Below are 12,845 nucleotides of genomic sequence, written 5' to 3' on the forward strand. Positions count from 1 at the left end.
CCGGGACCCCTCCGGCAGGGGCGCTGCCCCTGCATCCCGTTGGGGGGAATAATTCCCCCCAAGCTTCCTTTCATAAGGGTCTTGTTCCCCGTTATATCGGGGGCTTGCTGGCTGCAATAATCGTAATAGAAGAAACGGGCCCCGCGCTGCCACGCGAAACCCGCTTCCATCCATACCCCTTGTGGGGGGACCGGGGGGTATAGACCCCCCGGTGGGGGTGCGGGGGCAACGCCCCCGCGTCTCTTCTCTTCTTTTTTCTTCCCTATCTTTTCCCTATCCCTTGCCGCAGGCGCAGCCTGTGCCGGCGCTCGCGCCGGCCGTGGGCGGCAGGGGATTTTGCAGGTGCGCGTCCAGGGCGGCGATGACCGACTCCAGGGTGCAGTGGGTCATGACGTCGCCGTTGATCTGGACGGTGGGGCCGTCGGCGCACTTCTCGTGGCAAAACGACGCCCGCACGTCCACGGCGTTGCTAAGGCCCTGTTCGGCGATATGCCCGAGCAGGCCGGTCAGGATGTCCTGGGCCCCGCGCAGGTGGCAGCTCGTGCCGAGGCACACCTGGACGCGCAGGCGCGGCTCGCCCCCGCCGTCAAGGATCACCAGGGTCTCGTCGGTGATGCGCCGCCGACTCTGGTAGCCGGTGTGCAGCAGCTCGTGGGCCTTGTGCCCGCCCACGTCGCCGAGGAATTTGGCGTAGCACTGGTTGACGAAGATGTTGTCCTGGGCCTTGTGGAGCTGGCGGCCCTTGTCGGATCTGTAGAGCCCCTGGGCTCGGCGCTTGCGGGCGGCCAGGTCCAGGTTGACCGGCTGGCCCGCGCCGCCGACGCAGCCGCCGGGGCAGGCCATGACCTCGATGAGGTCGTAGTCGCAGGTCCCGGCCTTGATCCTCTCGCAGACCACCCGGGCGTTGGCCAGGCCGTAGACCACGGCCAGATGCAGGGTGGTGCCGCCGACTTCCACATTGACCTCGCGCAGGCCCGATTCGCCGCGCACGTCGTTGAAATCGGTGTCGTAGAGGGTCTGGCCGGTGATCTTTTCGGCGGCATAGCGCAGCACCGCCTCGGTGACGCCGCCGGTGGTGCCGAAGATCACGCCCGCGCCCGTGCCGAAGCCGTAGGGCATGTCGCGGGACTGGGGCTCGAGGTCGTTGAAGCGCAGCCCGGCCTGCTCGATCATGCGGGCCAGCTCCTGGGTGGTCAGGACATTGTCCACGTCCGGGGAGCCGTCCTTGGCGAATTCCGGCCGGCGCGCCTCGAACTTCTTGGCCGTGCAGGGCATGACCGAGACGATGGCCAGCTTCTTGCGCGGGATGCCGAGCTGTTCGGGCAGCATTTCCTTGACCAGGGAGCCGAACATCTGCTGGGGCGAACGGCAGGAGGAGAGGTTCGGCAGCAGTTCGGGATAGTACTGCTCGGCGAACTGGACCCAGCCGGGGCAGCAGGAGGTGAACTGGGGCAGCTTTTCGCCGGCGGCCTTGCGGGCCAGGAATTCCTCGGCCTCCTCGATGACGGTGAGGTCGGCGGCGAAGGTGGTGTCGTAGACCTGGTCGAAGCCGATGGTCTTCATGGCCGCGACCATGCGGCCCATGATCGGGTCGCCGGGGGCGGCGCCGAAGCACTCGCCGAGGCCCACGCGCACGGCCGGGGCGATCTGGGCCACCACGGTCACGTCGGGATCGGCCAGCAGGTTCCAGACGTCCTCGATCTCGGACTTGGGGGTCAGCGCGCCGGTCGGGCATACGCTCGAACACTGGCCGCAGTTGACGCACTCCACATTGGCCAGCCCCTTGCCGAAGGCCGGCAGCACGGCGGTCTTGTGGCCGCGGAAGGCGAAGCCGATGGCCCCGATGCCCTGGATCTCCGAGCACATGCGCACGCAGTCGCCGCACAGCACGCACTTGTTGGGGTCGCGCACCAGCGACGGCGAGGAGACGTCCACGGGCACGGGCTCCTGCACGGGCTTGAAGCGGACCTGGGACACGCCGAGCTTGCGGGCGATTTCCTGGAGTTTGCAGGCCCCGTTGCGAAAGCAGGTGGGGCAGCTCTGGTTGTGGTTGGCCAGCAGCAGCTCCACGGCGATTTTGCGGATCTCGCGCAGCTCCTTGGTGTGGATGCGGATCTCCATGCCCGGTTCCGGCGGGGTGGAGCAGGCGCCCATGATGCCCCGGTTTTTCACCTCCACCAGGCACAGGCGGCAGGCGCCGTAGACCGAGAGCTCGGAGTGGTAGCAAAAGGTCGGCAGGTCGATCCCCACCTTGCGGATCAGCTCGAGCAGGTTGCGTTCCCCTTCGATGGGGACGACCTTGCCGTCAATGGTAACGCTTTGTTCAACAGACTTGGTCATGGCTAGATTCCCTCCACCGCGCCGAACTTGCAGGCCGCCGCGCACGCGCCGCACTTGACGCAAAGCCCCTCGTCGATGCGGTGGGGCTGTTTCTTCTCGCCCATGATGGCGCCGACCGGACAGGCCTTGACGCATAACCGGCAGCCCTTGCACAGGGCCGGGTTGATGGTCGGACGGGCTAGCGCCTTGCAGCGCCCGGCCCGGCAGCGCTTCTCGAAGACGTGCTCCTCGTATTCCTTGCGGAAGTGCTTGAGGGTCGAGAGCACCGGATTCGGCGCGGTCTTGCCCAGGCCGCAAAGGGAGCCGATCTGCACGGCGTGGCCGAGGGTCTCCAGAAGCTCCAGGGTCTCGGCCGTGCCCCGGCCCTCGATGACGTCGTCGAGCAGGGCCAGCAGCTGCTTCGTGCCCTCGCGGCACAGCACGCACTTGCCGCAGGACTCGCGCTGGGTGAATTCCATGAAGAAGCGGGCGACCGAGACCATGCAGGTCTTCTGGTTCATGACGACCAGCCCACCCGAGCCGACCATGGCCCCGACCGAGCGCAGGGAATCGAAATCAAGCGGCAGGTCGAGCAGGTCCGGGGTCAGGCAGCCGCCCGAGGGGCCGCCGATCTGCACGGCCTTGAACCCGGCCTTGTCGATCATGCCCCGGTCGTCGGTGACCCCGCCGCCGATGTTTATCACCACCTCGCGCAGGGTCGCGCCGAAGGGGACCTCGATCAGCCCGGTGTTGCAGACGTGGCCGGTCAGGGCGAAGGTCTTGGTGCCCGGGGAGGTTTCGGTGCCAAGGGCGCGGTAGGCCTCGACGCCAAGGCCGATGATGCGGGGCACCTGGGCCAGGGTTTCGACGTTGTTGATGATGGTGGGCTTGCGCCACAGGCCCTTCTGGGCCGGGAAGGGGGGCTTTGGAGCGGGCATGCCGCGCCGGCCCTCGATGGAGGCCATAAGCGCGGTTTCCTCGCCGCACACGAACGCGCCGGCCCCTTCCATGACTTCCAGGCGGAAGGACTGGCCCGAGCCGAAGACATCGTCGCCGAGGTACCCGGCGGCCTCGGCCTCGGCCACGGCGTGGCGCATGCGCTTGACGGCCAGCGGATATTCGGCGCGCACGTAGATGTAGCCTTCGTCGGCCCCGATGCCCCGGGCGGCGATCATCATGCCCTCAATGACGCAGTGGGGGTTGCCCTCCATGACGGACCGGTCCATGAACGCGCCCGGGTCGCCCTCGTCGCCGTTGCAGATGACGTATTTTTTCGGGTTGTCCTGGATGCGGGCGGCCTCCCACTTGCGGCCGGTGGGGAAACCGCCGCCGCCACGGCCGCGCAGGCCGGAGGCGCTTATGACGTCGCACACGGCCTTGCCGTCCATCTCGGTAAAGGCCTTGCGGGCCGCGCCGTAGCCGCCGTGGGCCACGTATTCGCGGATCTCGTCGGGGTCGATGAAGCCGCATTCCTTCAGCACATAGCGGGACTGGCGCTGGTAGAAGGGAATCTGCTCCGGGCCGAGGCAACGCTTCTTGGTGCGGGGCTCGACATAGAGCAGGCGCTCGACGGGCTCGCCCTTTAGAAGCGTCAGGCCCACGATGTCCGGCACGTCCTCCACGGCGACCTTGGTGTAGAGGATGTTCTCGGGCAGGATGGTGACCAGCGGTCCCATCTGGCAAAAGCCCTGGCAGCCGCTGTGGGACAGGCGCACGCCGTCGCCGTGGCCTTCGGGCTTAAATTCCAGCACCACGTCGAGGCCGGCCTCGGCCATTTGGGCTTCCAGGGCGGCGAGGACCTTTTTGGAGCCGTTGGCCACGCAGCCTGTGCCGGCGCAGACGATGACGCGGCGCTGTCCGGCGACGGCCTGGGAGACGGCGGCCGGCGCGACGCTGGTGGATTCCTGGTTCGGGCCTTCCATTACTGCAACTCCTTGGCGCGGATGGAATCAATAAGCGAAACGGCCCGCTGCGGGGTCATCTGGCCGTAGACGTCCTCGTTTATGACCATGACCGGGGCCAGGCCGCAGGCGCCGAGACAGGCCACGGTCTCCACGGTGAACAGCATGTCCGGCGTGGTGGTCTTTTCCTCGGAAAGGGACAGGTGCCCGCGCAGGGCCTCGAGGATGGGGATGGAATGCTTGACGTGGCAGGCGGTGCCGTCGCACAGCCGCACGATGTATTTGCCCTTGGGCGTGAGCGCGAAGTGGGCGTAAAAGGTGGCCACGCCAAAGACGTTGGCCTCGGGGATGCGCAGCGAGGTCGCCACGTAGGAGAGCACTTCCTCGGGGAGGTAGCGGTACTCTTCCTGCAGCGCCTGCAAAATGGGAACGAGTCGGGCCGGGTGGCGTCCGTAATGGTCGAGGATGCCGCACAGCTTCTGAAATTTGGCGGTTTCCGCCAGCGACGCGGCCAACTTGGGCTCCATCTGATGCTCTCCTTTACGACTGCAAGCGTGGATGGGAGGTTTCGTGCCGGGGTTCGCCACGTCGGCCGGCGTCCGGGCGACCGCGCGGGCCGGGAGGAAGAGCCGGTTGGGCAGGGGGCGGCACCCCCGAACCTGTGCCGCCCCCTGCCGTATCGCCATGCCGGCCGGGGCGCGGTGGCCCGTGGCCGGCGTTGCGTCGTGAGAAAGATATGCGATCCCGTGGAGCGCTTTTCGGCACTTCAAGCCGGACAAATGCGGGGGTGCAGCAAGATGCATGCAACGCGGGGCGTAAGCATCAGATGAATTTTATAATTCGCTTGTAATATTGGATTAAATACGGAAACGATGGGGAGGGGGAGGAAAACGGGGTGAGTTGAAAGCGTGACTGTGTTGCAAATTTGCAACTAATATGTTGCAATATGAAACGGTTTGAGCAAAGCTGCGTGAGGCGATTTTGCTACGGATGTTGCGTTGTTGCATCATACGTTGCGATTTTGCATCATGACTCCGCCGCGCGCGTCCCTGGCTCCCCGGCCCCGTTTGCGCTACAAGGCCGCAACCCCATTCTCAGGAGCCCGCCATGATCAAGCACATCGTCATGTGGACCCTCAAGGACCAGGCCGAAGGCCGCGACAAGGCCGCCAACGCCGCCGAAATGCAGTCCCGCCTGCTCGCCCTCAAAGGCAAATTGCCCCAGGCCGTGGAGCTGGAAGTCGCCGTCGGCGCGGAAATCTTCGCCGCCGTGCCCGAAACGGACGTGGTGCTCTCTTCCTCCTTCCGTACCAAGGAGGATCTGCAAACCTACGCCGTGCACCCGCTGCACCTCGAGGTCGTGGAGTTCATCAAGAAGGTCGTATCCGAACGCCGCGTCGTCGATTTTGAGGTGTAGGAAGGAGAAGGGGGAGAAGAGGGTGCGAGAGGGGAAACCCTTTTGCAAAGGGTTCTCCCCTCTCGCGCTCTCCCTTTCCTAAACTTTTTAGTGGAGAATATTCTTTTTTATAACAAATGGTTGGGGGGCTGCGAAAGGCAGGTCCCCCAAGCGCACTGGAAACAACGATGACCGATCCCTGTCCCTGCGGGTCCGGCCTCTCCTTCGAGACCTGTTGCGGCCCCTATCTCGACGGCAAGCCCGCGCCCACGGCCGAGGCGCTCATGCGCTCGCGCTACACCGCCTACGCCCGAAACGACATGGCCCACCTCGAGCGCACCCTGGGCTCGCGCCAGCGGGCGGCCTTCCGCCCGGCCGAGACCCTGGCCTGGAGCGCCGACGTGGTCTGGACCGGGCTGACCGTTCTTGCCACCCTGGACGGCGGCCCGGACGACGACACGGGTGTGGTGGAATTTTCCGCCACCTTCGAAAAGGCCGGCGAACCCATGACCCTGCACGAACGCAGCCGGTTCAAGAAAAAAAACGGCTGCTGGCTCTACGTGGACAGCCGTCCCGGAAGCACGGACCCGGCCCCCGCCCCGGCCGCGCCCAAGGTCGGGCGCAACGATTCCTGTCCCTGCGGCAGCGGCAAAAAGTACAAGCGCTGTTGCGGCCGCTGACGCCATCGTGCGCACCACCGCCGCCCTGACCTTCGCCCACAGGCTTTTGGCCCGGACCCTCGGACCGGGCCGCGTGGCCGTGGACGCCACGGCCGGCAACGGCAATGACGCCCTGGCCCTGGCCGGACTGGTCGCCCCGGACGGGATGGTGCACTGCTTCGACATCCAGGCCGAGGCCCTGGAAAAGACCCGCAAGCGTCTCGAAGCGGCCGGACTCGGCCACCTCGTCCGCTATCACGCCGCCGGCCACGAGGACCTGCTCTCGTGCCTGCCCCCGGCGCACCACGGCCGGGTGGCGGCGCTGGTCTTCAACCTCGGTTTTTTGCCCGGCGGCGACGACACCGTGGTCACGCGCCCCGAAACGACCCTGGCCGCGCTTGACGCCGCAACCGCCGTGCTGGCCCCGGACGGCAGCATCGCCGTGGTCTGCTACACGGGACATCCCGGCGGCGCGGCCGAGGCGGCGGCGGTCGCCGCCTGGTGCGCGAATCTTCCCTTCGAGGCCTGGCGTGCCGCGCGCTACGAGCTGGTCAACAAGCCGGGCAGTCCCATCATCGCCTTTTTTGTCGAACGTCGTACCGAGGCTTCCAAAACCGCAATGCGTTCGTCGGGAATTGATGTGCATTCGCTTTTATTATAGAATTGCGGTTTATTACGGCATGGTGCGGTATGTCGCGCCGGCTGCCGCGTCCTTTATGCCGGATTTGACGCAAGGCCGGCCTTGCCGCGTGCCCGGCATTGCGAACTGTGTTGTGTCGTGGTATGGTATTAATATCCAGTCCCATCGGCTGTTCCTTGCCGGGCCGTGAACAGGGGGAACAGGGAATCTTTTTGGAAAAGCCTTCCATTCTCAATTCGTGATGTACTCGGCCTTGGCGGTGTATTTCTTTTGAAATTTGCAGAGATGGTTACGGGCAAGAGAGGAATGCTATGCAACTGAAGTCGATTCAAGCAAAAATTTTGCTGCTGGCAGGGGGATGCTTGCTGGCGACCGCCGCGGCGCTTGTCGGCTACAATCTGTATTCCGCGGGAAAAACGCAGGCGCTGGTGTCGAAACGCGTCGGGGATCTGCTCGAGTCGGAGGCGAAACGCAATCTGTCCATGCTGGCCGCCAATCAGGCCTCCGTCGTCCAGAGCGCCCTGGAGAACAACCTCGTTACCGCCCGGACCATGGCCAAGGTGTTCGAAGTCGTGCGGGAGGATGTGGGCAAGATGGCGGCCAAGGAAGGCACCCAAAACCCGGTGCGCAATATGTTAAACGACATTTTGCACCGGGTTCTCGAGAATAATCCCAATTTTCTGGGTGCCTATTCGGCCTGGGAGCCCAACGCCCTGGACGGCCGGGACAAGGAATTCGCCGGCAAGACCGACGAAGGCTACGACGAGACCGGCCGGTTCATTCCCTACTGGAATCGTGACTCCAACGGGAAGATCGCCCGCCAGGCGCTGGTCGATTATGAAAACCGTGAACTCAACGACAATGGCGTGGGCAAGGGCGCCTGGTACCAGGGCTCGCGCGAGAGGAAAAAGGAAATCGTCCTCGACCCGCTGCCCTACATCATCCAGGGCAAGCAGGACTGGCTGGCCACGATCAATGCGCCCATCCTGGAAAACGGCAAGTATCTCGGCCTGGCCGGCACGGACCTGCGGCTCAACTTCATGCAGGACCTGGCCAAGAAGGTCGACGCCAGCCTCTACGAGGGCCGGGGCGACGTGACCATCGTCAGTTACGCCGGGCTGGTGGCCGCCAGCAGTGATCACCCCGAGGCCATCGGCAAGCCGCTCAACACCATTTTCAAGGAATGGAAAGGCATTGTCGAGGATGTCAAGGCCGGCAAGGCCATGATCGACGTGAGCCCGGCCTCGGGCATGTACCGGGCCCTGGCCCCCATCAGCCTGGGCCGCACCGATCGGCCGTGGGCCGTGCTCATCCGCGTCCATCCGGATATCGTGTTCGCCGAGAACCGGGAACTCGACGCCACCATGGCTTCGTTGAACCATGACAGCGCCATGTGGCAGGTGGGCGTGGCCCTCGGCGTCACGGTGCTGGCCCTTGGCGTATTGTGGGTGTTTGCGGCCGGACTTGTCCGGCCCCTGCGGCTGGCGGCGGCCTTTGCCGGCAAGGTGGCCGAGGGGGATTTCTCCCAGTCCCTGGCCGTCAATCAGGTCGACGAAACGGGGGTTTTGGCCAAGGCGCTGACGCGCATGGTCGACAACCTCAAAGAGAAGATCGCCCAGGCCGAGGACAAGAGCCGTGAGGCTGCGGCCGAGGCCGAACGCGCCCGGCAGGCGGTGGCCGAAGCCGACGAGGCGCGAAAACATGCCGCCATGGCCGAGCGCCAGGGCAAGCTCAATGCCGCGGCCCTCGTCGAGGACGTGGCCAAGGCGGTGGCCCGGGCCTCGATGGACCTTTCCTCGCAAATCGACCAGTCCAAGGAAGGGGCGGACCTGCAACGCCGCCATACCGGGGAGACCGCCACGGCCATGGAGGAGATGAACGCCACCGTGCTCGAGGTGGCCAGGAATGCCTCCGAGGCCGCCGAGGGCTCGGGACAGGCCCGGGACAAGGCCAAGGCCGGGGCCGATGTGGTGCAGCAGGTGATCGCGGCCATAAACGGTGTCCAGACGCAGGCCTCGTCCCTGCGCGCCAATATGGACGAACTCGGCAAACAGGCCGAAGGCATCGGCAACATCATCAGCGTGATTTCCGATATCGCCGACCAGACCAACCTGCTGGCCCTCAACGCGGCCATCGAGGCTGCCCGGGCCGGCGAGGCCGGGCGCGGTTTCGCCGTGGTGGCCGACGAGGTCCGCAAGCTGGCGGAAAAGACCATGACCGCGACCAGCGAGGTGGGCAACGCCATCCGGGCCATCCAGACCGGCGCGCGCTCCAGCGTCGAGGGCGCGGAGGGCGCGGCCCGGGCCGTGGATCAGGCCACGGATCTGGCCGGCCGGTCCGGCGGCATGCTCGAGGAGATCGTGTCCATCGTCGAGGCCTCGGCCGACCAGGTGCGCTCCATCGCCACGGCCTCCGAACAGCAGTCGGCGGCCAGCGAACAGATCAACCGGGCCGTGGACGACATCAACAAGATATCCGAGGAAACGGCCGGCGCCATGGCCAAGGCGGCCGCCTTCGTGGAAGAGCTCACCAGTCAGGCCGATAATCTGACCCGCCTCGTGGAGACGCTCAAGGCAGAGTAGGGGGCCTGGGGAAAGAACCCTTCTCCCTCCTCTTGGCCAAGGCGTATTGACGGGCAAGACAAAACGGCCTGTCCTCGATTCGGGGGCGGGCCGTTTTTTTTCAGGTCGAAGGCGTGTGCGGGCTCGAGCCCCGCAACGCCTGCCGCGCCCTGGGGAAGATCACGACAAGGGCTTTGTCGCCATTTCGATTTCCCCGTTGGGGCGCCAATAAAAAAGGGGCCAGGAATATATCCTGGCCCCTTTGCTTGCGGGATGTTCGCTGGAAGCCTTTTGGCCTACCAGCGACCGCCGCGACCGCCGCCGCCGGAGCGGGGCTTGTCCTCGGCTTCATTGACCTTCAGATTGCGGCCGCCGAACTCTTTGCCGTCCATACCCTGGATGGCAGCCCGGGCGCCTTCCTCGTCCATCTCGACAAAGCCGAAACCGCGAAGACGGCCGGTTTCCCTGTCGGTGATGAGGTTGACGCTGATGACTTCGCCGAACGTGGCGAACTGGGTACGGATGTCATCTTCGGTGGAATTGAAGGAGAGGTTTCCGACATAAAGTTTCTTAGACAAGGGCTTTTGCTCCCGTTTTTGGCATTTTTTTTCGTATTGCTTGGAACTGTTCACCGGGAGACGCCCAAGATCCAAAAAAAAGTTTGCACGTTTGAGTGGCTATTTTTCGAATATACGCATGGGCTGAAGAATGTAAAGGCAAACCACCATAAAATTTCAAAATGAGCGTGGTGTATTTTGCATTGGTCTTTTGGGCTGTGGGGAAGCGCGTTTTGGTTCCTGGCGGACCGGCGGAAAGAATCATGGTGGGTGCGTCCCGAGTGTGCTAGCCTGAAGACACGATGAAAAATGTCCTCATGCTGAACCCGCCATTGCCCCTGTCGTTTTGGAGCTTCCGCGAAACTCTGGCCATGACGGGAAAAAAGGCTCTCCTGCCGCCCTTGGGGCTGTTGACCGTGGCCGCCCTGTTGCCCAGGGACTGGAACCTCCGGCTGGTTGATCTGAACGTTCGACCGCTGATCGAGGCCGACTGGGACGGGATCGATCTGTTGCTCGTCACAGGCATGCTGGTGCAGCGCGAAAGCCTGTTGGCTCTTCTCGCCGAGGCCAAGGCCCGAGGCGTCGCCACGGCGGCCGGCGGTGCCTACCCCACCACCTCGCCCAAGGAAGTGCTGGACGCGGGCTGCGACTTTCTCATCCTGGGTGAAGGGGAAACCACCATCCCGGAAATGGTTGCCGCGATTGCGGCCGGCCGGACCAGCGGCACGTTCGTGTGCGTGGACAAGCCCGCCCTGGCCACATCGCCCCCGCCCCGCTACGACCTCATTGCCCCGGGCGATTATGAATCCATGTCTGTCCAGACCTCCAGGGGGTGTCCTTTCGCCTGCGAATTCTGCGACATCGTGAGCTTGTTCGGCCGGGTCCAGCGCCACAAGACGCCGGATCAGGTCATCGGCGAACTGGAGGCCATTCGCCGGCTCGGCTTTCGGGGCACGGTGTTCGTGGCCGACGACAACTTCATCGGCCACCGTTCCCGGACCGTGGCCCTCCTTGAGCGCATCATCGAATGGCAGACCAAGCATGGCGAGCCGTTTGATTTCATCACCCAGGCCTCGGTGAATCTGGGCCAGGACATCCCGCTGATCGGCCTGCTTACCGCCGCCAATTTCTCCTATGTCTTCGTCGGCATCGAATCCCCGGACGACGACGTTCTGACCGCCGCGCACAAGCACCAGAACGTGCGCAACCCGCTGCTCGCTTCCCTGCGCGCCATAAACGCCAACGGCCTCAGCGTCATCGGCAGCTTCATCCTTGGTATGGACGGCGAGAAGGCCGGAGCCGGAGAGCGCATGCGGGTCTTCGCCGAGGCGGCGGATTTGCCCTGGGTCATGGTCAACGTCCTGCGCGCCCTTCCCCACACCGCCCTGTGGGACAGACTCAAGGCGGAAGGCCGGCTGCAGGACGGTATCGCGGAAAGCGGCTGGGACTCCCTGACCAATTTCACCCCCCAGCGGCCCATCGACGAGATTTTTGCCGAACAGGTCTCGGCCCTAAACGCCCTTTACGCTCCGGGGGCCTACCTTGGGCGGGCGCTTCGGGCCACGCTTGCCATGCGCCCGACCCGGGCCTCCATGCCAGGGGCCGCACCCAAAGCGACAGCCGACCCAGCTCTGGCCATACCCCAAAAAAACCGCAGCCCGGACTTCACGCCTCTTTTGCGTCTGATCTGGAGGCAGGGGGTGACAGGGGAGGCGTGCTGGCAGTTTTGGCGGCAACTGGCCATCGTCGCCCGGCACAATCCCAGCCGCTTGCGGCGCTATATCGTCCTTTGCGGCATGGGTGAAAACCTTTTTTCCTTCGTGCGCAGTATCCGGGAGCAGGCCGAGACGAGGCGATGCGCCTCATCCTGATTGTGCCGGGGGTGGTCCTCGATGCGATCGGGGCCGCCTATCCTCCCATCTCCCCAAATATCGCTTCCGCCAGCTTGCCGGTGTCGGCCTCCAGCTTGCGCGCGTCCACGGCGTCGTCAGGGATGAGCCGCACGAGTTCTTCCCCTTTCTGCCGGGGAGTATTGTGGGTGGAACGGGGACAAGGCGAGCACGGCAGGGTAGGGCCGGGCGACTGCCCACGGGCCGCTGACCTGCCCGGGTCTTTTCACATCCATTAGCTAAACACGAACGGGGATGAAAATTGGTTCAATCCAGGCTGAGGGGGAGCTCCTTTTGTCCCAATAGCTGTTCGAAATTTGTTTACTGTCGAGCATAAATAAAAGACCACTCCAACAAAATTCAGTTTGCCATCTTGAAATGAAAAGGCACAAGAACAAGAGTGGCGACGCTTTGACCGCCGACCTTGCCCGGAACGAACCGGTAGCTGTTCGCAGCGGCGAGGGCCGACTCCTCGAAAACACCTTTCGGCTCCGCTTTCCGGATGGCGCAATGGGTCGGTTTCCCCTGGCTGTCGATGATCATGCTCACAAGGACGGTCCCTTCCAAGCGCAATCGCCTGGCGCTCGGAGGATATTGCGGCAATTCCCGATTGATGATTTTGGGCGGGATATCCACGACCGCGGCGTCGTAGACACCCATTCCTCCAACCATATGGGAAGGCCCGGCGGTCTTGCCCATGCCGCCTCCCGTGCCGGAAGGCTCTTGGGGCGCTGCTGTTTGCTGCGGCTGCGAAGCCGCCGGTTGCCGCACGGGAGAAGGAGATGGTTTTGCCGTGGAAGGCTCCGGCCTTTTTTTCGGGCTGATCTGCCTGACCGCAACAGGCGCGGGCCTGGCCGCCTCGACCGGTTTGGGGAGCGGCGCCGGCGCCGGAGGAGGGGGCACTTCGGGAGCCGGTGCTTCCGC

11 protein-coding genes are annotated in these 12,845 nt (G+C 64.5%); 5 read left to right on the plus strand and 6 right to left on the minus strand.

Translation table 11 applies throughout. The features are described 5' to 3' along the window. Positions 1–273: 273 nt before the first annotated feature. From ACMZ6R_RS02970 to ACMZ6R_RS02980, 3 genes are read right to left on the minus strand one after another with little or no spacing between them, the layout of a single operon-like run. On the minus strand, positions 274–2,340 hold the full coding sequence (locus tag ACMZ6R_RS02970; protein WP_416109400.1) for a [FeFe] hydrogenase, group A: 2,067 nt from the start codon (positions 2,338–2,340) through the stop codon (positions 274–276). 2 nt (positions 2,341–2,342) lie between these two features. Then, a complete protein-coding gene (locus ACMZ6R_RS02975; protein ID WP_416109401.1) occupies positions 2,343–4,241 on the minus strand; it encodes an NADH-ubiquinone oxidoreductase-F iron-sulfur binding region domain-containing protein in 1,899 nt (632 codons plus the stop codon). Next, positions 4,241–4,747: an NAD(P)H-dependent oxidoreductase subunit E gene (locus tag ACMZ6R_RS02980; protein ID WP_416109402.1), complete on the minus strand. Its 507-nt coding sequence runs from the start codon at positions 4,745–4,747 to the stop codon at positions 4,241–4,243. Before ACMZ6R_RS02980 ends, ACMZ6R_RS02975 begins: the two co-directional genes overlap by 1 nt. A gap of 580 nt (positions 4,748–5,327) precedes the next feature. On the opposite strand from ACMZ6R_RS02980, the gene ACMZ6R_RS02985 reads away from it, so the two are divergent. The 4 genes from ACMZ6R_RS02985 (at position 5,328) to ACMZ6R_RS03000 (ending at position 9,496) form a co-directional block, all read left to right on the plus strand. After that, on the plus strand, positions 5,328–5,636 hold the full coding sequence (locus ACMZ6R_RS02985; RefSeq protein WP_416109403.1) for a Dabb family protein: 309 nt from the start codon (positions 5,328–5,330) through the stop codon (positions 5,634–5,636). A gap of 167 nt (positions 5,637–5,803) precedes the next feature. Beyond that, on the plus strand, positions 5,804–6,295 hold the full coding sequence (locus ACMZ6R_RS02990) for a YchJ family protein (RefSeq protein WP_416109404.1): 492 nt from the start codon (positions 5,804–5,806) through the stop codon (positions 6,293–6,295). 7 nt (positions 6,296–6,302) lie between these two features. Further along, entirely contained in the window at positions 6,303–6,935 is a 633-nt protein-coding gene (locus ACMZ6R_RS02995; RefSeq protein ID WP_416109405.1) for a class I SAM-dependent methyltransferase, read from the plus strand. A 341-nt stretch (positions 6,936–7,276) separates the two neighbouring features. Continuing rightward, positions 7,277–9,496: a methyl-accepting chemotaxis protein gene (locus tag ACMZ6R_RS03000; RefSeq protein WP_416109406.1), complete on the plus strand. Its 2,220-nt coding sequence runs from the start codon at positions 7,277–7,279 to the stop codon at positions 9,494–9,496. A 275-nt stretch (positions 9,497–9,771) separates the two neighbouring features. Here the strand turns inward: ACMZ6R_RS03000 and ACMZ6R_RS03005 are convergent, their stop codons facing one another. After that, entirely contained in the window at positions 9,772–10,053 is a 282-nt protein-coding gene (locus ACMZ6R_RS03005; RefSeq protein WP_416109407.1) for an RNA recognition motif domain-containing protein, read from the minus strand. Then, positions 10,046–10,297 (minus strand): hypothetical protein, encoded by a 252-nt coding sequence (locus tag ACMZ6R_RS03010; RefSeq protein WP_416109408.1) that lies wholly within the window; start codon positions 10,295–10,297, stop codon positions 10,046–10,048. The genes ACMZ6R_RS03005 and ACMZ6R_RS03010 overlap by 8 nt, the downstream gene beginning before the upstream one ends. A 37-nt stretch (positions 10,298–10,334) precedes the next feature. On the opposite strand from ACMZ6R_RS03010, the gene ACMZ6R_RS03015 reads away from it, so the two are divergent. Then, positions 10,335–11,903: a B12-binding domain-containing radical SAM protein gene (locus ACMZ6R_RS03015; RefSeq protein WP_416109409.1), complete on the plus strand. Its 1,569-nt coding sequence runs from the start codon at positions 10,335–10,337 to the stop codon at positions 11,901–11,903. Between the two features lie 378 nt (positions 11,904–12,281). Here ACMZ6R_RS03015 and ACMZ6R_RS03020 read toward each other — a convergent pair whose 3' ends face one another. After that, positions 12,282–12,620, minus strand: a complete 339-nt coding sequence (locus tag ACMZ6R_RS03020; protein ID WP_416109410.1) for an energy transducer TonB — start codon at positions 12,618–12,620, stop codon at positions 12,282–12,284. Positions 12,621–12,845 lie beyond the last annotated feature (225 nt).

It is taken from the genome of Solidesulfovibrio sp. C21 (assembly GCF_047785625.1).
GTDB lineage: Bacteria > Desulfobacterota > Desulfovibrionia > Desulfovibrionales > Desulfovibrionaceae > Solidesulfovibrio.